At 44.3% G+C, this 19,590-nt stretch carries 17 protein-coding genes; 2 read left to right on the top strand and 15 right to left on the bottom strand.

What is annotated here, in order from left to right; translation table 11 throughout:
• Nucleotides 1–38: 38 nt before the first annotated feature.
• A complete protein-coding gene (glnA, locus tag B1A98_RS00455) occupies nucleotides 39–1,373 on the bottom strand; it encodes a type I glutamate--ammonia ligase (RefSeq protein WP_041113033.1) in 1,335 nt (444 codons plus the stop codon).
• 428 nt (nucleotides 1,374–1,801) lie between these two features.
• On the opposite strand from glnA, the gene B1A98_RS00450 reads away from it, so the two are divergent.
• A complete protein-coding gene (locus B1A98_RS00450) occupies nucleotides 1,802–2,197 on the top strand; it encodes a hypothetical protein (protein WP_125474335.1) in 396 nt (131 codons plus the stop codon).
• A 55-nt stretch (nucleotides 2,198–2,252) separates the two neighbouring features.
• Here the strand turns inward: B1A98_RS00450 and B1A98_RS00445 are convergent, their stop codons facing one another.
• The 12 genes from B1A98_RS00445 to B1A98_RS00390 all read right to left on the bottom strand — a co-directional run bounded on the left by B1A98_RS00445 (nucleotide 2,253) and on the right by B1A98_RS00390 (nucleotide 15,500).
• Nucleotides 2,253–2,600, bottom strand: a complete 348-nt coding sequence (locus B1A98_RS00445; RefSeq protein ID WP_223662996.1) for a rhodanese-like domain-containing protein — start codon at nucleotides 2,598–2,600, stop codon at nucleotides 2,253–2,255.
• 136 nt (nucleotides 2,601–2,736) lie between these two features.
• Entirely contained in the window at nucleotides 2,737–3,102 is a 366-nt protein-coding gene (locus B1A98_RS00440) for a YidH family protein (protein WP_063384229.1), read from the bottom strand.
• 167 nt (nucleotides 3,103–3,269) lie between these two features.
• Nucleotides 3,270–3,668 (bottom strand): hypothetical protein, encoded by a 399-nt coding sequence (locus tag B1A98_RS00435; protein ID WP_041099451.1) that lies wholly within the window; start codon nucleotides 3,666–3,668, stop codon nucleotides 3,270–3,272.
• Nucleotides 3,669–3,846: 178 nt separating this feature from the next.
• Nucleotides 3,847–5,070: an MFS transporter gene (locus tag B1A98_RS00430; RefSeq protein ID WP_063384230.1), complete on the bottom strand. Its 1,224-nt coding sequence runs from the start codon at nucleotides 5,068–5,070 to the stop codon at nucleotides 3,847–3,849.
• Between the two features lie 221 nt (nucleotides 5,071–5,291).
• Nucleotides 5,292–6,635 carry an aspartate aminotransferase family protein gene (locus tag B1A98_RS00425; RefSeq protein ID WP_063384231.1) on the bottom strand — a complete coding sequence of 448 codons (1,344 nt, stop codon included), beginning with the start codon at nucleotides 6,633–6,635 and terminating at the stop codon, nucleotides 5,292–5,294.
• A 28-nt stretch (nucleotides 6,636–6,663) separates the two neighbouring features.
• Complete coding sequence (locus tag B1A98_RS00420) at nucleotides 6,664–8,121, bottom strand: CoA-acylating methylmalonate-semialdehyde dehydrogenase (protein WP_063384232.1); 1,458 nt, start codon at nucleotides 8,119–8,121, stop codon at nucleotides 6,664–6,666.
• Nucleotides 8,122–8,242: 121 nt separating this feature from the next.
• Nucleotides 8,243–9,838 (bottom strand): PucR family transcriptional regulator, encoded by a 1,596-nt coding sequence (locus B1A98_RS00415; RefSeq protein WP_125474336.1) that lies wholly within the window; start codon nucleotides 9,836–9,838, stop codon nucleotides 8,243–8,245.
• 457 nt (nucleotides 9,839–10,295) lie between these two features.
• Entirely contained in the window at nucleotides 10,296–12,269 is a 1,974-nt protein-coding gene (locus tag B1A98_RS00410) for a methyl-accepting chemotaxis protein (protein ID WP_082821667.1), read from the bottom strand.
• Nucleotides 12,270–12,448: 179 nt separating this feature from the next.
• Nucleotides 12,449–12,877 (bottom strand): cell wall hydrolase, encoded by a 429-nt coding sequence (locus B1A98_RS00405; RefSeq protein WP_041099443.1) that lies wholly within the window; start codon nucleotides 12,875–12,877, stop codon nucleotides 12,449–12,451.
• 236 nt (nucleotides 12,878–13,113) lie between these two features.
• Nucleotides 13,114–13,827, bottom strand: coding sequence for an NAD(P)-binding domain-containing protein (locus tag B1A98_RS00400; RefSeq protein WP_223662989.1), 714 nt, complete (start codon nucleotides 13,825–13,827; stop codon nucleotides 13,114–13,116).
• Between the two features lie 90 nt (nucleotides 13,828–13,917).
• The gene (locus B1A98_RS00395) at nucleotides 13,918–14,433 is read right to left on the bottom strand and encodes an isoprenylcysteine carboxyl methyltransferase family protein (RefSeq protein ID WP_063384233.1); all 516 of its coding nucleotides are present in this window, start codon (nucleotides 14,431–14,433) and stop codon (nucleotides 13,918–13,920) included.
• On the bottom strand, nucleotides 14,430–15,500 hold the full coding sequence (locus tag B1A98_RS00390; protein ID WP_063384234.1) for a type III polyketide synthase: 1,071 nt from the start codon (nucleotides 15,498–15,500) through the stop codon (nucleotides 14,430–14,432). Before B1A98_RS00390 ends, B1A98_RS00395 begins: the two co-directional genes overlap by 4 nt.
• Nucleotides 15,501–15,742: 242 nt before the next feature.
• Between B1A98_RS00390 and B1A98_RS00385 the strand changes: the two genes are divergently transcribed.
• The gene (locus B1A98_RS00385; RefSeq protein ID WP_063384235.1) at nucleotides 15,743–16,159 is read left to right on the top strand and encodes a PaaI family thioesterase; all 417 of its coding nucleotides are present in this window, start codon (nucleotides 15,743–15,745) and stop codon (nucleotides 16,157–16,159) included.
• Nucleotides 16,160–16,259: 100 nt separating this feature from the next.
• Here B1A98_RS00385 and B1A98_RS00380 read toward each other — a convergent pair whose 3' ends face one another.
• Together B1A98_RS00380 and B1A98_RS00375 are read right to left on the bottom strand one after the other, a co-directional pair.
• Entirely contained in the window at nucleotides 16,260–17,702 is a 1,443-nt protein-coding gene (locus B1A98_RS00380) for an aldehyde dehydrogenase family protein (RefSeq protein ID WP_063384236.1), read from the bottom strand.
• Nucleotides 17,703–18,077: 375 nt separating this feature from the next.
• Nucleotides 18,078–19,433: an aminotransferase family protein gene (locus tag B1A98_RS00375; protein WP_223662987.1), complete on the bottom strand. Its 1,356-nt coding sequence runs from the start codon at nucleotides 19,431–19,433 to the stop codon at nucleotides 18,078–18,080.
• Nucleotides 19,434–19,590: the final 157 nt, after the last annotated feature.

Genomic DNA, 19,590 nt, shown 5'->3' with positions numbered 1-19,590 from the left:
TCCGGCCTTTTTATGCATCAGCAGAACAACAATGTCCTTTAATATTGTGTGATATACTGCTCGCGCTCCCATGGGTGAACTTGCGTGCGGAATAAATCCCATTCAATCACCTTGGCTTCAATAAAATGTTCGCATAAGTGCGGACCTAGAGCCTGAGTCATTACCTCGTCTTTCTGGAAATTCTTGATCGCCTGAGCAAGAGTCGGCGGCAAATCCACAATGTTGCTTTCTTCCCGCTCTTTTTTAGACATCGCATAAATATTTTGATCCACCGCAGCAGGCGGCGTTAATTGATTTTTGATGCCATCTAGTCCGGCTGCCAGCTGCACAGCCATGGCTAAATAGGGATTGGCCGAAGGATCAACACTGCGCACCTCCACACGTGTGCTAAGCCCCCGTGAAGCCGGAATGCGGATCAGCGGGCTCCTGTTCCTGGCAGACCAGGCTACATAACAAGGAGCTTCATATCCTGGAACTAATCTTTTATAAGAATTGACTGTCGGATTGGTGATCGCCGTGAAATTAGGAGCATGCTTCAAAATGCCGGCGACAAACTGTCGAGCTGTATCACTTAGTTCAAGGTCACCCTCTTTGTCATAAAAAACATTTTCGCCGTCTCTGAACAAAGATAAGTTGCAATGCATGCCGGAGCCGTTTACTCCGTACAGAGGCTTCGGCATAAATGTCGCATGCAAGCCATGCTTGCGGGCAATCGTCTTTACGACTAATTTAAACGTCTGAATGTCATCACACGCCTTCACAGCATCTGTATATTTAAAATCAATCTCATGCTGGCCGGGTGCTACTTCATGGTGGGAAGCTTCAATTTCAAATCCCATCTCTTCTAATTCCAGCACAATATCGCGCCGGCAGTTCTCCCCCAAATCTGTAGGAGCAAGATCAAAATAACCGCCGCTGTCATTTAATTCGAGAGTTACTCCTCCTTTCTCATCTAGTTTGAATAAAAAGAATTCAGGCTCAGGCCCGACATTAAAATCAGTAAACCCCATCGCCTTCATTTCATTTAATATCCGCTTTAAATTGCTGCGGGGATCTCCCTCAAAAGGTGTTCCATCCGGATGATAAATATCACAGATCAATCTGGCAACTTTCCCTTTTTCAGCTGTCCAAGGAAATATAACAAACGTATCCAGGTCAGGATATAAATACATATCCGACTCTTCAATGCGGACAAAGCCTTCAATGGAAGAGCCATCAAACATCATTTTGTTGCTTAATGCTTTCTCCAATTGAGAAGAAGGAATTTCTACATTTTTGATCGTTCCTAAAATATCCGTGAATTGCAGCCGGATGAATGTCACATTCTCTTCTTGAACTAATTTAGAAATCTCTTCTCGGCTAAATTTCACCATATCCTTCTCCCCTTATATTCATTTTTCATCTATAAAAGTACTGTCTCTCCCATGAAACAATCAGGATTCTCACGCTGAAAACATCTCCGCTTCTTTACTATTATTATTTAACATGCGATGATATTTTGTTCGTTTTCAGTCTTCTGCAGAAAAAATCCATCCCAACACCCCATGCTCAGTTATGAACAAGCTTTCTGAAAAAACTGATGCAAAAGGCAAACCACCATTCCCGTGGTGTTTGCCGATATTTATTATATGTACGCGAAATAAATCCGAATAATATATTGTTCAGATTTATTTCATCTATTTTTGATATCGCTTTAGAAGCTACAATAAAAAATAACCTATTTTTATAAACAGAAAGATTGATTTTCTGATAATCTAGCTTAAAAAAGGGAATAAGAGTAAAAAACAAGAAGGAGTGAACGATGATGAGGAAAAATAAAATCATTCAAAAAGCCAAGAAAACAGTCAACCACGCAGCTGATTATGTAAAAGAAAAAGCGAAGGAACTAGCCAATCCGCCTTCCACTTCGGTTCCTAAGCTGGAAAGGTACATTGAAGGCCATCCTGAAACGAATGTGATTGAACAAACTTGGCTTGGGATCAAATTTCAGTTTTACTATTTAGAAGAAGTTGAAGCTTCCTATTATATGGAAAGAAAAGGCCCCTATCTTTTACAGCTGGATGTCTATGATAATGAGGGAAAAGAACTTATCGCTTACCGTTCTTATAAAGACCGGCGCAAGCTGCGTGACACCATGCCCTCCCTTTCGCAAATCCTCCGCTCTAAGCACAGCAAAAAAGCCGGCTCATTTGCATAATGAGCCGGCCTTTTTACCGTTACAAGAAAACAGGTTTTGCTGTTTTGCCAGTGATTTATGCGGATGCCGGTGAATAAACTGCTTCCTTCTTGCAGCAGTAGCCTTTCACTTTGAATCCGTATTTCTTCAATTGCCGGATGCTTAAATTACGAAGCACTTTGTCTGAGACAATCACAATCACTTCTTTGTCGGCAATTTCGTTATGCTGTCTTGCTAAGTACGGCAATGGAATGTGAATCGCCGACGAAACCGGATTGCGGTTTGCTTCGTGAAAATCACGGACATCCACCAATTGAACATCTTCGTTTTGATTGCATTGAATTTCTTCTGCTCCGACAACCGGAACATAACGTTTATAAAGTACAGGCAGCATCAGCAATAGAATTATGCCCACTAGAAACACGATCAGTCCCTCCAACTCAAATCACGCGTATATTTTAACACATAAAGAAATGAAGGAGCATCAATAATACCCCTGTATGTATAGTAAACCAAACGAAACCGCGAGTCAAGATTTTCCGCTTGATCCTGCGGCAAGACTATAGAATGGTTATAAAATAAAATCCCAGCATAAAAATCAGTATACTGACCGCAATAGTGACAACGGCCATTACAACTGATGACGAACGAAAGGACGCTTCGTTAATCTCCTTTCGTTTAATGAAATAACTAAACGATCCCATCATCAAAATAGCCAGACCGGTTGCTAAGGAAAAAATCATCATCAGCAGCGAAATTTCATCGGTAAGCTTGCTCACCTTTGATCCGTAATTAAAATGCAGCGTGACTGCCAGAAAACCAATTCCCACAACAGCAAGACCCGTGCGCAGCCAGGCAAGAAAAGTACGTTCATTCGCTAAATGCTGCTGAATGTATTTTGACTCATCAGCCTTTTGTCCTTTCATGATCGCCTCTCTCCGTTCTTGCGTGTAATTTTAATATCCTCCCCCCTCATTTTACATATCAAGAAACAGTATGCAACTTCTCTGCCTGCTCTTCTGACAAATTCGCACAAAAAAAGCTTTTCGAACGCGGGCTGCCGCCCATTCGTCGAAAAGCTTTCTTATAGTGATTACACGGGAATCCCTGTTTCCTCTTTAACATAGGCAGCTATCACATCGACAGACAGTTGCAGATTATTCGTTAACAAACTGTTTTTTATATACGACAGCTTATTGCCTTCAACAGCATAGGACTGAATGTTTAAAATACTGTCAATATAAAGAATCCCTTTATGGGTAATCATCGGTATTGTAATTTTATCGCCGCCATTTTCTACTGGAGCTGATGGAATAGCATCCATTCCATTAAGCATTCCTTCCCTTGTCAGCTGTTCCATAATCGATGGATAGGAGGGCATCCCCTCAGTCATCATTCGATGCAACTCAGCAATATCGTTTGGATCGTTCCCCAGATAATATTGAACATAATAAGCAAGGGTGACTTGTTCTCTTTCGGTTAATGTTTCCATTTTCCATTTCCTCCTTTGTTCTTGTTGTTATATTTCGACAGAAAAGAGGAACATTCCTGCAAATCCCAAATAGCTTTTATACAGCCTAAATTCGAATGAAGAAAAGGGAAAAAGCTTTTTCAGTAAACCTTTTTAATGACAGACAACCCGCTTCAGACAAGGATTTGCCTCGGTTTTCTTATCCGCCTGTCGTTTGCTGCTCCTTCGGAATCGCCAGTTTTTCCCCTGCCGCTTGCTTATGCAATTGTGTCGAAAAAATGAAACTTAGCAACAATAACACACTGCAAAGCACCAAGGAAGAACGAATCCCGCCAGCATGGTCAACAAGCCACCCGCCAAGCCCAGGGCCAAGCAGCTGCCCGGCAGCGAAGTATACAGTTACATAGCCTAGGGCCACAGGAGCATACGACGGATGAATTTGCTCTGTCGATAGTGCCTGAATAAGCAGCAGCATTCCAACAACCGTGATCCCCCACAAAAGCTGGCTGGCCATAAATCCTGCATATACTGGAAAAACAACCGGGAGAGCCATGGCAGACGCTCCGATAAAGAGAGCAGTAAGCAGCGACTTCTTCCGGCCGACCCGATCTGAAATCGTCCCCCATAGCGGACCGCTGAAAATGGACAGTAAACCGCCAGCCGCCATAATTTGTCCGGCTTCATAACGATTAATGTCCGATTCCAGCATAAAGCTGAATAAAAAGCTTTGTGGAATTAAATAAGCAAAGCCAATCAATCCATAAATAAGGGCCACGAGCAGCACCCTTTTATGAACGTACACTTCGCGAAACAGGGATTCTTCTGCTTGTGTATTTTTGCGGGCAGGGATCGGCGGATCGCGCAACACGATTTGAGCAGCAAGGGCAGATAACAAAGAAAGAAGGCCGTATACAGCCCAGAGATAGCGCCAGCCGCTCATCGAAAACCATGCGGTGAAGAACGGAATCATTGCACTGGAAATTAAAGTCCCTAGCCCTAATCCGCTGCCAAGAAAGCCGATCATCATGCCCCGCTGCCGCGGGAACCAGCCGACGACAATATTCACAAGCGGGGTATAAGTAAAAGCCGTCCCAATGCCAAGAATCGCCATTCCGAGCATGCAAGAGAAAAAACTTTGAACGAACGACAGATAAAATAAACCGGCGGCGACGAGCAGCGTTCCAATCACGACTAGACGCTTTGATCCCCACTTTGCAGCCATAATTCCCGCAAAAAGAACAAGTCCCAGATACCCGATTGACGTGATTGTTCCCAGCATTCCTGCCTGTTCATATGTAAGGGTCAACTCCTCCTTCATAAAAGGCATTAAAATTCCGTAAGACATTCGTCCAAATCCTAGTGTGCTGATGGTTACCATGACACACGTTAACGCATATTTCCACATCTGCTGCTCTCGTTCCATCCCCATCCCCCTTTACAGCTGCTCCCCTTTATTTTCTCAGGCATCCCAACAAGCAACACGGCCTGCCTTGCTCATAATAAGAAATAATCTCCCTTTTTAACTTCTATTACAGTACTCTTCATCAGTGTATCATAATAATTTACTGAATTGTCAAATAATTATAGATGATTTTATTAGATCAGAAAAGGCTGCGCCGGAAAATCCAACGCAGCCCTCTCCATTTATTGAAGTGCACGCAAGCAGTCTTTTAATGTTTGCGTAATAAACTGAAAATCTTCTTCGGTAATGCTTAACGGCGGAGCCAGCTGCAATATGTTATTATAACCAGCTACTGTGTCCCCGTTTTTCCCGACAATCAATTTCTTCTTCTTGCATAGCCCAATTACTTTATTGACTAGCTCCACACTTGCCGGTTTCTTTGTTTGCTTATTCTCTACTAATTCTATTCCGATTAAGAGGCCTTTCCCTCTAATATCTCCAATAAACGGCAAATCCTTGACCTCTTCCAATTCTTTAAGCATCCGTTCTCCAAGAACACGGGAACGCTCAATTAATTTTTCATTTTCATAGATTTCCATATTTTTCAGCGCTAGCGCACAAGCAGCCGGATTGCCGCCGAATGTATTGACATGACGAAGGCGGTCATATTGCCCGTCGCCGCAATATGCTTCATAAATCTCTCTTTTGACAGCAGTAGCAGACAGCGGCAAATAGGCACTTGTAATTCCTTTTGCCATTGTAATAATGTCAGGCTTTACATCATAATGCATAAATCCAAATGGCTTTCCTGTCCGCCCGAACCCGCAAATCACTTCATCGCAAATCAGCAGCGCTCCATGCTTTTCACAGATTTCCTTTACTTTTTTCATGTAATTTTGCGGCGGAATAAGACAGCCTCCGCCCGTGATGATCGGTTCCATAATCATGGCGGCTACTGTCTCGCTCAATTCCCATGTCATCACCCGATCCACTTCTTCTGCACTTTCCAGCGTCTGTTCATCCTCTGGACGGCGATAGAGATCCGGCGGATTTACATGGATAAATCCGGGTGCGAGCGGCTCATATTTATATTTTCTTTCTGCCTGCCCGGTCGCTGACAACGCCCCCATTGAGTTGCCATGATACGCACGGTAGCGGGAAATAAACTTATACCGGCTATGGCCTCCTTTTTGCTGGTGATATTGCCGGGCAATCTTAAATGCCGTCTCATTTGCTTCCGAACCGCTGTTCGAGAAAAAGATGACATACTCGCCGCCCAGCCATTCATTCAATTTTTCAGCCAGCTTAATAGCAGGAACATGGCTTTGGGCCAGCGGAAAATAAGGCATTTCCAACAATTGCTCATAAGCAGCTTCTGCCAGCTCTTTTCTTCCATAACCAGTATTCACACACCACAGTCCAGATAAGCCATCCAGGTACTTATTTCCATCTATATCAGTTACCCAGGCGCCTTCTGCTTTTTGGACAATCAGGTTCGCCGGAGCGGGAGCCGATCCTCTCATTGCATGCCAGACAAAACGTTCATCCTTCTTTTGCAAATCCTGTTCCTTGTGTGTTACTTGCATGTTTATTTCCCTCCTTTTTACTATTCTCTTAATAACGGGCAGTCATCATCTTTTTACGCGTATAAAACTCTACTCCGTCTTTGCCGTTCGCATGAAGATCACCATAGAAGGAGTTTTTATAACCGGAAAACGGGAAAAATGCCATCGGAGCCGGCACGCCCAGATTAATGCCCAGCATGCCCGCATCGATTTCTTCGCGGAATTCGCGGATGGCCTTGGCGCTATCTGTATACAGACAAGCCCCATTCGCAAATTCCGATTCATTCGTAATCGCAATTGCTTCCTGGAGGCTGTCAGCACGCACAATGGAAAGTACAGGCGCAAAAATCTCATCCTGCCAGATTTTCATGTTCGTCTTTACATGATCAAAAATTGTCGGGCCGACAAAATACCCTTTCTCTCCTTGGCCTTCTTTTCTGCCATCACGAACGAGTACTGCCCCTTGCTGTTCACCGCTATCAATATAACCGATCGTCCGTTCTTTATGTGCTTCACGGATCACCGGTCCGAGAAATACATCTTTATCCATGCCATTGCCCATTTTGAGGGCATCGGCTTTTTGTTTAAGAAGGCTGACGAGTTTGTCGCCAATATCCCCAACCGCCACCACAACGGAAGCAGCCATGCATCTCTCACCCGCTGAACCGAAAGCAGCGCTCGTAATATTCGTGGCGGCATTTTCTAAATCCGCATCAGGCATAACGATAGAATGATTTTTCGCTCCGGCAAGTGCTTGCACACGCTTGCCGTTCGCTGCCGCTGTCTTATAAACGTATTCAGCTACCGGCTGAGAACCGACGAAGGAAATGGCCTTCACATCGTGATGCTCCAAAATTCCGTTCACCACATCATGCGCACCGTGAACAATATTCAACACTCCATTCGGAAGGCCAGCTTCCATAAATAATTCAGCTAAACGGTTAGCCAGCAAAGGAGTGCGTTCCGACGGTTTTAAAACAAAGGTATTTCCGCAGGCAATAGCGAGAGGAAACATCCAGCACGGCACCATCATCGGAAAGTTAAAAGGTGTAATACCGCCAACGACCCCAATCGGATAGCGATACATGCCTGATTCAATCCCGGCAGCAATATCCGGAAGCTGGCTGCCCATCATAAGGGTCGGAGCACCGGCAGCAAACTCGACACACTCAATGCCTCTCTGCACTTCTCCGTAAGCTTCGTTATAGCTTTTTCCGTTCTCCCGCGTAACGATCTCAGCCAGCTCTTCCCAATGCTTCACTAATAGCTGCTGGTAACGGAACAAGATGCGGGCGCGCTGTGGGACCGCCACCTTTTTCCATGTTTGAAACGCTTCTTTCGCAGCTGTGACCGCCTGTTCCACATCATCCTTAGTGGAAACCTTGAGTCTGGCAATTACTTCCCCAGTGGCCGGGTTAGGAACTTCTTCTATCTTCTGGCTGGATGACTCTGTCCATTGTCCATTAATAAAGTTTTTTACTGTTTTAACGTCTTTTGTCACTACCATCGCAAGCCCTCCTGGAATGTTTTAAACTCTCTTCATAGCCTTATTATAGATGTCACAGATAGCGCTTTCATTAGACAAAAGGTAAATTTATCTGAATATTCGTTCTACACTTTGTCTTGATTTAGGTATTACCGCTGCTGCCTGAAAGATATTCGTGAGCCGAAACGGCAAATTCAATGGCCTGCCGTTTCGGCGGCTCCATAAAATCCTCGCCTAGAAGCTCATATAGCTTTTCCAAACGGTGATAGAGGGTTTGTCTAACAATATACAGCCGTTCTGCTGTTTCTTTTTTCGAACCGTTGCATGCTAAATAGATTTTTAGCGTATTCATTAATTTAGCATGGTGAACCTCATCATATGATAAAACAGGCGCTAAATAATCCGAAACAAATTCATGGAGCATTTCTTGTTCATGAAGGGCATAAATCAGTCTGTATATATGTAAGTCTTCATAAAAATACTCCTGCATTCCCAATGGAATATTTTCCTTAATGGCCGCAGCTATTTTCGCTTTTTCATAACTGGATTGCACTTGTGTTAGTTTATCAACAATCGTTCCTGCACTAATTTTCACAGGTGCTGAGGAGTAATTTTCCATATCCCCTGCTTTTTTCATGGAACGGATTCCTGCGTGTATACGCTGCTTGCAGCTATCTTCTTTTCTTTGATCAAGGAGGATAAACACCATCTCATTTTTGCCGGCCGTTGCTAACAGGAAGAACCCCTGTTCCTGAAAAATAGAGCGCAGCAATACCTTTAAATAGGTGCTATTGGAACTTTCCTCATCGATTCCAGCGGTTTGCAGCAGGAAAACAACGGCGCGTTCCGGCTTTAAGCCCGGCTTAATCTCTTTAAGAAAGCGGGTAATTTGCTCCTCGGTCTGTTTGCCTTCAAGCCACTTTTGAATCCAATCTGCTTCTTTTGCCTTTCTCCGCTCTTCTATCCACAATTCTCGTAAAATCACTTGCGCAAGCGCCGTAGCGGTACGATCGAGAATAAGAGTTTCAAATTCAGTCACCTTTCCTGTTTCAAAGATGATCATCAGCTCTGCGAAGCTTTGGCTCCAAATATGAATAGGCTGCCGTGCTATGCTGCTTTTCTCTGACGTGCCCTTAATGACTCGATCTAAAAGGGCGCGTTCTTCTTTTGCCGGTTTATTTGAAACAATCTCGGGGTGCCCTTCTTTCGGAAGATACACAACGGGCAGTTGAATTTGCTTATGCATCATGTTAAGAATTTTCTCCCTCGGTCCGGCCTCTAGAAGCACTTGATTGATCCTCCGGGAATAGTCCTCTAAATCTGTAATCATTTGATATTGTTTTTTAATAATAAGGGTATGTACACCTTCGGTAATATCAACAAACCGCACTTCTTCGTGAAAAACGATAATTGGAAAATCATGCGTATCGGCAAGTCGAAGAATCTCAGCAGGAATTTCATCCATGTATTTTCCTAATTCAATACAGAGTCCAGCCGCCCGGCAATCAATCAGCTGCTGCACAAGCAGCCGGAGCGTTGCTTTTCCCGACTTCCAGCCCACTCCTGTGGAAAGAATCAATTCATCACCGTTCAGCAGATTGCTTACATCGGAAACTTCTATAACATGCACCCATTTAACCGCCCGGTGCCGGCCATTGTGTCCAGCTACCATCTTGGCCTGCTGAAAGTGATCCAGCTCTAAAATTTCCTGAACGGATAGCTTCATTTCATTCTTCACGTCGCTCCCCACGCCCCTTAAAGAATTGATTCTATTTTTATCCAGTTTAATATCAAAGCTGGCAATATTCAATTATATGAAAAACTTAAACAAACCCGGGAGAAGCCTTCCCGGGTTTCAGGCTATAGACAAGCTGACTCTCGGTGAAATGTACGCTTGCCTGCAGACGTCTTTGCGCCTTCCACTCCAATCAACAGGTGTATAAAGTTAGCGCAGCCGGATAACGAGGGTTAGTTGAAAATAAATAGCCCAAACGCCTGGGAGGAAGAAACTGCTTGCGGAAAGCCGTGCAGCAAAACCAGCCTTCCCCCAGAACCATTTAGCCCCGCCGATTCATTTCTCTTTTATTTACAGCTTGGTGAAAGAGAATCATCGACGGGTAGCCGTCTATCTTTTTCTCGACCGGCTGGAAAACTAACAAAAAATCAACATCCACTCATCTCAAAGCTGCCGGTCACTACCATGTAAATCTTTTTAATAAGCTATTTAACTCTCGAGCCACGTCTGCTAATTTATTTGCATCGCCTTTCACCTTTTCCATGGAATGGTTAGCTTGCTGGGCGGCAGCAGCCGTTTCTTCTATGCCTGCTGCAGATTCTTGAGAAATAGAGGCGATATTCTCAACAACCAGCTGAATAGTGGCAGATTCCCCATTGATCTGTGTGAGGTAGTCTGAAATGGCTGCAATCTGTTGGCCAAGAGCAGAAATCGCTTTTGTAATCTCCTCAAATGTCGCCCCGGTCATTTGAATTTGCTCCGCTTCTGCTTCTACTTTCTTGAAGCTATCTGTTAACGATGCTGTCACTTCTTTAGAACCTTGCTGAATATGGCTGACCGTCTGAGTAATGCCGCCAATAGAGTGAGTCACTTGTTCCGAAAGCTTACGCACTTCCCCTGCGACTACCGCAAATCCTTTTCCATGCTCTCCTGCCCTGGCCGCCTCAATGGCTGCATTCAGTGCTAGAAGGTTTGTTTGTTCAGCAATGTCATGAATCACCTGCACCATTGTCGAAATCTGCTTTGTTTGCTCGTCTAAATCTTTCACTTGATGCACCGATGCTTTGACAACCTCCTGAATTGCATGCATATCACGAACAGAGGTATCCATGAACGTTTTTCCTTTAACGGTTAAATCCAATACCTGCTTTGTGGTTGCTGCCATGTCCGCCCCATTCTGATGTGCATGTTGAATGTTCTTGGAAAATCCGCTCATCTTTTCTGCAAGCTCCGCCGATGAGTGCGCCTGTGTTTCCGCTCCTCCTGACAATTCCTGCATAGTCGCAGCAATCTGTCCACTCCCTTCGCTCATTTCACTGGAAATATATTCAAGGTCACGACTTTGCTCCGTAACAATATCAGCCGTAACTGAAATGCGTTCCACTACCTCTTGAAAATTGGAACGCATAGCTACTATAGCCTTCATTAATAAACCGATCTCGTCCTTTCTCCTGTTACCTTCAACGGCAGCGTTTAACTTACCTTTGGAAAACTCATCCATAAAATTAGCCGCTTTCTGAATAGGTTCAGCAATGGAGCGGCTGAAAAGAAAAGCAGCAGCCACAGCGCATAATAAGGTGAAGCCGCCGATCATTAATGCCAGCGTGATCATTTTCTGCTGCGCTTCAGCAATAACCGATAGATCCTGTACAATTTCGATCATGCCGATCACTTCAGTTTTAGTAGGATCAAACATTGGCAGGTAGGTATGAAGAAAATCGCCCTTTTTTATAGAAACTTCTTTCCCGGAAAGTACCTTGTCCGTAATCGATGTATCTGTTAATTGTTTTCCCGTATTTTCCTGTACAGATGAAAGAACCACTTCACCTGATGGATTATACAGTTGAATATCCCCCCCTTGCGCTGTCTCCTTTAACTGCTGAAGAAAATTGCTGTCAATTCCCATTTGCAATGTTCCAATGACTTCATGATTAAATATAATGGGCGCAAATGCCCGAACAGCCAGTCCGCTGTTCCCAAATTCAAACCCGGATACACTCTCTCCTTTTAAGGCTTTTTGCACAGCGGGAAGTTGGCTTTTATCATCTCCATGCTTTTCAAGGTTGTGCCCCCTTAGAAATACATTCCCCTTTTTGCTGCCGAACTCAAAAACACTCACGCTATGCTCTTTTTGGAGCCGCTCAAAAACAGGCTGGACTTTCGCAGCGAGCATGGCCCGGTTATTTGTTTTGAACGCTCTGGCTAACTCTTCATCTTGTCCATATCTTTTTGTCAAATCTAATAGCTCAGTTGAAGTCCGTTCCAGGCTTTTTACAACTGATTGTTTAGTTGATTGCTCGCTTTGCTGTGTAAACACTGAAAAAGCCCGGTTGGCATGAGACAATAAAACAAAGCTTAACAGCAGCAATGGAATAATAGAAACTGATAATAAAACAACAAACACTTTAGTCCTCAATGATGTCAACTTAAACAAAATGCTTCCTCCTTGCCCTTAAACAGGAACAATTTACTAATCCTTCAAATTGCTCACATTATAACTTATGATCTACTCTTTTTGCATATATAGGTCTTTTTATTTACAAAATCTTAATAAAAGAATGAAAAAAGAAGCCGCTGTTGGCGGCTCCTTGGCAGAGAATCATTCGTTTTTTCTTAAAAAACATTGTATATATTTTCGCACTCTTCACCTGTCGGCTGGTAGAAGCAATGAAGCTTGTAACGGGCTACGAGCGGCTGATCGTACCATGTCGGCGGACAATTTCCTTCCGGCCGAAAATACCATAAAGCATATTTCGACGGCCAAATCCTTTCCCCATTAACAGCCCTTCGAGCCAACCTTCTCTCGCTTTCCCGCGGCCGCTGGTAGAAGTATCCTTTTTGCACGGCCTCAAAGGCATGCGGCTGGTATACCATTTGCGGAATCGTACGCAATCCTTTAAAATCCGAGCAATTAGCCCTGATTCTATTGACGCCCACATTGCCAACCATAAGCATTCCTTGTGTTCCCTCGCCTTCCGCCTCTGCCCGCAGCAGCCTCGCCAGCAAATCAATATCAGACGCTCTATGTTTTACGACTGCCATGCCTTCACCTCCGCAGCATATCTCTTTTATTATATTCTGCACTCCCCAAATGATGAATCGCCCTCTTCAAAATAAGGCTTGGACAAGCCCTTATCCCAGGGAAGGGACGAACCAATTATCATTGAGGCAGCTAGACAAGAGATTTCCCGGGCAAGGTCCGCTGCAGCTGCGGACCTTGCTTTTCACCTCATTTTGTATCAGCTCCTGCACAGCTTTTTTTGCAGCATGCAGTCGGATCATGTGGACAGCTTAGACGCTGCTCCATTGTCCAAACCGGCTCTCAACTCTTTGACAACCTCTTTTCCGAAATGCCCCAGTGAGCCTTCGCTATAGGAGCGCATCACTTCTGGCGAAAGTGCTCTTAAGGCTCTCTCTGCATATTGAGGGTCCAGCCCCTGCTTCGCAAATTCCGTCTCTATTTCCACAGCTGTTTTCACCGCATAGTACGTAGCCAGCTTGTTAACCTTCATAACCGTCTCTTCGCTATCCCGCTTCATTTCTCCAAGGTCAAAAAATAGATTCTCCACTTGATCGGGGAGCAGCGATTCTGTAATAAACAGTCCTTCCCCCCGTTTAAGCAAATCAGCCGCATGTCCCATAAATTTCACTCCCCACACAGATAGCTGCGGAAATTCTTTTTTTATTTCTGTTGTATAAAGAGCTGTAGCCATATTGATGATTGCTGTCCCTGAGAATAAGCCATTCTCAGCGATCAAATCTCGCAAAAAAGGAATAACTTCTTTTGCTGGAAGAGCCAATACCAATAGATCCAAACCTGACATTTCCTTTTTGTTCAGCGTGTATCCGTTCGGGTAGTTTCCCACAAATTGGCGCGCCTTCAGCGTTTCAGGATGATATACGCCTATTTCCCGATTCTTTTCACACCAATGATGCATCATAGCTGTTCCTAACATTCCCATACCCGCCAGACCGATTTTCACCTTTTCCATGATTGCCCCAACCTTTTTCTTTATAATGGATTTCCTTATTATTTTGGCAAAAGCCGTGCTGCTGGTCTACTCTGCAAAAATCACTAGCAGCTACTGGCTTTCCAATCTTTCCAGCGCTTTTTCCTCTGCAGGGATTCTTATAAAAAGCAGCAGAAGAGCATTGGCAACGGAGAAAACCAGAGCCGTTCTCCATGCGCCAAATATAAGCGGAAGAGAGGCGATTTCAATTGCTACCACCACGTAGTTAGGATGGGGAATCCAGCGGTATGGTCCGCGTTTCACTTTAGAGGCTCCCGGCAGCACAAGGATTTTTGTATTCCAAAAGGGCCCCAGAGAAGCGAGAGACCATACACGGAGAAATTGAGCAATTAAAAAGCCGGCAAAAAACCATTGCCATCCCAGAGCCGGGTCCATTCCTATGTAGAATACTTCTGCCAGCAAGGAAACAAAGAATAGTACATGGAGCAAAACAATCCACTTATAGTGTTCCGCCCCAAACTCAATCGCTCCCTGCGCTCTCATCCGTTTTTCATTGGATCGAGCATAAACGACCTCTAGCAGCCGTTGAAGAACAACGAATGTAAATACAAGAAAGAAAAGGCTCACTTGTTGATTTCCCCCCACTCCATCCATACCATTTCCGAGCTGAAGCCCGGGCCCAAAGCTGTCAGCAGCCCCGTTTCTCCCAGGGACGGACCGTTCTCGATTACTTCCTTGAGCACGTATAAAACGGTAGGTGAAGACATATTGCCGCAGGAAGCTAGGACGTTCCGCGAAACAGCTGTTTTGTCATCTGAAAATCCCAGAGACTGTTCATAGGCATCCAGCACCTTTTTTCCCCCTGGATGAGCAACGAAATGATCAATGTCAGCAAGTTCCTTCCCAAGCTTATTCAGAAAAGAGAGTGCGTTAGGCTTTAGCCAGCTCTCTACAATGCTTGGAATATCTCTTGAAAATATAACGTGCAGCCCTTCGTCTTTAATTTCCCATCCCATTACATCCTCTGAATCAGGCATTAGCGTGGATTGGGTGTCTTTCGTAAAAAATCCCTTCCCTGTCACTTCTGCTGCTTCTCCTGTTACCAAGGCACAGGCTACTCCATCAGCAAATAAAGAGGTTCCGATCAGGTTGCTTTTCGACATATCATCGTGCTGAAAGGTGAGGCTGCACAGTTCAATGCAGAGTACAAGCACGTTAGCTTGAGGATAAGCAAGGCAATAGTCATGCGCCCGGCTAATTCCTGACGCGCCGCCCGCGCATCCCAATCCCCAAATCGGAATTCGTTTGGTATGAGCAGGAAAGTTCAATTGATTCATAATCCGGGCATCAATCGTTGGTGTAGCCATGCCTGAACTGGATACAAAGATAAAAGCATCAATGTCTTCTTTATCAACGCCTGCTCCCTGCAAACATTTCTCCACCGCCCGGCTTCCCAGCTGCACCGATTCCGCAATATATTTATTGTTTTTTTCCTCCAATCCCCTTTCTTCTTCAAACCAGGAAAGAGGGGCAGCAAAATAGCGCTTTTCAATTTGGCCGTTGCCAAATACCCGCAGCAGCCGCTCAATATCAGTATAATGCTTTCTAAATAAACTTCTGACTACCTTCACAACTTCTTGCTGATCAAAGCAATACGGCGGATTCTCAGTCACAACATTCCGGATAAACGGCATCTCTCTTCTCATCCCTTCTGACAACCAATGATTTTATCTGTATCTTTCCCTCTTTAATTGCCTCATACACCCTCCGCCCGCTCGTTTTTCATTTGCCGTTTTTCTCTTCTGATCCAAGGGTGTATCCTAACGATTTTTTTACGGTCGTTCAGTTCACCATTAAAGAAGGAGATTTCTCAAAGCTGCCGAATAGTATAGGTATCGTTTTGAAAGCGCTTATTTACATAGGAGGATGAGTACGTATGATAAAGACGGTAAATTTAAACGAAGTGCTCCGCGGGGAAAGTGCTCCGCCCGCGTGTGATACAACACTCGGTATAAAAGCATTGGAGGCTGGAGAAGGGTATGCGAAGGGGCAATGGATCATTGAGGACCGCCTACTGAATGGGAATGGCGTCATTATGGGAGGATTTGTCGCGGCAGCTGCCGATATTATGATGGCCTATGCTATTACTCCCTTATTAACCGAAGATCAAACATTTGCTTCCATTAATCTGCAAACAACCTTTCATCGTCCGACATTTACAGGCGAAGTAGACATAGAGGTAAAGGTGGAGAAGTTTGGCCGGACTGTTTCTTATCTGACGGCTGATTTAATGCAGAACGGCAAATTAACGGCAAGTGTCACCTCTTCTATTATGATCATGGCTAAAAAGTAATCATTTGCCGGCTTTAGTATATGAACCGCTATTCCGGATATAAGCAATAGCCCTTCCCCTCTGCGAGTGGAAAGGGCTATTTGTTTAATAAAAGAACGGATTACATCCGGTCGACATACACCGTTTTTACTTGCGTATAGAATTCGATGGCTGTTTTTCCCTGTTCACGTGAGCCGGTGCTGGATGCTTTACATCCGCCAAATGGGACTTGCGGTTCCGCTCCGGCTGTTTCGGAATTCACATGAACAATCCCCGCTTCAATGTCATCCACAAAACGGTTGGCCAGCGTGAGATTATTCGTACAAATCGCTGCACTTAAGCCATATTCTGTATCATTAGCCATATCAATTGCTTCTTCATAGCTATCGACTTTAAATAGTGCAATCACAGGACCAAAAATTTCCTCTTTGGCAATCCGGGCATCTTGAGGAACATTTTCAAAGATCGTCGGTTTCACATAAAATCCGTTCGCCAGTTCTTCCTCAGCTGGAATCTCACCGCCGCATAGCAGTGCTGCCTCTTCTTTTCCTGCTTCAATCATTGCCAGCACACCATCACGCTGTCCTTTTGAAACAGCCGGTCCCATGAATGTTTCCGCTTGGAGCGGGTCTCCGACTTTTAACTCTTTTGTACGCTCCACCAGCCGATCGCGGAAGGCTTCGTAAATTCCTTCTTCAACGATCACACGGCTCGTTGCTGTACATTTCTGGCCAGTAGATTTAAAAGCGCCGTTAATCGCAATGCTGACTGCCTTTTCAACATCTGCATCAGCAAGAACGATCAGCGGATTTTTTCCGCCCATCTCCAATTGCACTTTCTTTCCGTTCGCTGTTGCTTCTCTTTGGATTTGCAATCCGACTTGGTTAGAGCCGGTAAAGGAAATAGCTTTAATCCCCGGATTTTCCACAAGCTCATTGCCTACTACAGATCCTCTGCCGAATACACAGTTGACAACACCAGCTGGCATACCGGCTTCGTCAAAGGCTTTCATCACATGGTAAACGGATTTCGGCGTAAGATCCGCCGGTTTAATCACCACTGTATTTCCATAGATAAGGGCTGGGGCAAGCTTCCAAACCGGAATGGCAATCGGGAAATTCCACGGAGTAATCAGCCCGACCGGCCCGACCGGTACGCGATTTGTATACAAAAGCGTCTCCGGGTTTGCCGATGGAATCACATCACCGGTTGGCTGGAGCCCTTCCGCTGCATAATATTCCAAAATGCTGATTGCCCGCTGTGTCTCACCGATTGATTCTGCCAGCGTTTTTCCCTCTTCAAGCGCCAGATCCCGTCCTACTTCTTCTATATTTTCTTTTAAGAACGCTGCAGCTTTGCGAAGATAAGATGCACGCTCTTGAAAAGAGCTTTTTTTCCATGACAAAAACGCTTCCTTCGCAGCCGTTACCGCTTCTTGAACATCTGCTTTTGCACTGGAAGGAAACTCCCCAAGGTTCTCTCCGTTATGGGGACTAGTATTCTCTTTATACTCCCCTGTAGTTGGTTCTTTCCACTGTCCATTGATGTAATTTAAGTAACGCATCATTTCTCCTCCTCTAAAACAATAATCACTTATCCTGCTATATAAAACAGCAATTTGGCATATGTTCCTGTTCGTTTGCTATCTATACTTCACTCGCAAATGAGTGGCAGTTTTCCCCTGACTATGCCGAAAAGTGAGCGGAAGTGCGAATTCTTCATTTGGTAAAAGTGTCGTGAATAGTGGAACTTTTTTTAGTTTAGCATATTTTCAGTTAATAGAAACACGAAAATTTGACTTTGCTATAGAAACCTTCTCTTTAATGTAAAAAAAGAAAAATACGGATCTTCCTTCCCTTATATCCAAAAACCCCGGAATCAACTGGCTTCACGTAGTGAATTCCGGGGTTCATCAGATTTTTATAAATCAGCTTTATGCTTATTCTAGTTCAAGCTGCTTCTCCACAGCTGTCAGTGCCTTGTCTAAAATGTTAATCATCTTATGAATTTCCTCTTTCGTAATGACTAAAGGAGGAGCGAAAATAAGAGTATCTGCCCCTTCGTAAATAACCCCACGGTGAATAAGCCCGTTCTTCATGGACTCTTCTACGATTAGCGGGGAAATCGGTTTGTCAAACCTTTGAGCTGTCTGCTTGTTTTTTACTATTTCAATGGCACCCATCAATCCTAGTGCGCGTACTTCTCCTACAATGCTATGTTCTTGTTGCAGCCATTTAAAACCCTTGAGCATTTCCTCGCCCATCACTCTTGAATTCTCCACTAAGCTTTCCCGTTCTATAATATCTATATTCTTAAGAGCCACTGCACACGATACCGGGTGACCGCTATATGTGTAGCCATGCATAAACAGCCCTTCCGTCTTTTCAATTAAGTCCTGATGAATTTTCTCTGATAGGATCACTCCGCCCAATGGAGCGTATCCGCTGGTAATTCCCTTTGCCACACTCATAAGATCTGGAATTACACCAAATTGCTCGATCCCGAAATAGGTACCGGTTCTTCCAAAACCGGTAATCACTTCATCCGCAATAAATAAGATATCGTATTCATCACAAATTTCCCTTACCTCTTTAAAATAATTTTGAGGCGGGAGATGAACCCCTCCTGTTCCCTGTATAGGCTCAGAGATAAATGCAGCAATGGTTTCGGCTCCCTCCGATTCAATAAATGACCGCAAGGCCGCCCCCGTACTTTCCACATAGTAAAAATCAGGGGCTAATGAAGTAGTGAAATCACGGAAAGGCTTAAGTCCCGTTGCGCTTGTAGCTCCCATAGCAACCCCATGATAAGAACGTTTTCGGGAAATAATTTTTTTCTTTTCTGGTTTCCCTTTTATTTTCCAGTAGTGGCGAACCAGTTTAAAAGCCGTATCATTAGACTCTGAACCACCCGAAGTGAAAAAGATTGTGTTTAACCCTTCTGGAGTTAATTCAGCAATCTTTGCTGCCAGCCGAATCGCCGGCTCGTGGCTAAATGTTGCAAAACACGAACTAAAACCTAGCCGGGCCATTTGTTCCATAGCTGCTTTCCCCAGTTCTTCTCTCCCATGTCCAATATTGACATTCCAAAGTGAAGAAAGCCCATCAATGACTTTATTTCCATGTATATCTTTTAAATAAATTCCTTCTCCCTTGTCAAAAATAAAAGTTGCACCTTTTTCTTGCTGCTGCTTAATAGGGGAAGTCGGATGCAAAAAATGTTTCTTATCTAGCTCAATCAGCTCACTATATGTGCTTATCATCCCTTGTTCAACTGCTGCATTTGCTTTCTCCATTCTTTCTCCTCCTTTTAATATCTTCCAATTCTCATACTGCTGCTATCTGTACAGGAAACAGCAGCTGCCCATTTTTACTATTGCAAATTGTATGCCAATTCCATCAATAGCCCATTTGCAAGTATGACGGCCATCCCTGACAGATGATGTCACGGAA

The organism is Pseudobacillus badius (genome assembly GCF_002189605.1).
GTDB lineage: Bacteria > Bacillota > Bacilli > Bacillales > Domibacillaceae > Pseudobacillus > Pseudobacillus badius.
The sequence above is the reverse complement of the archived record's forward strand: the minus strand, read 5'-3'. Positions and strand labels throughout refer to the sequence as shown.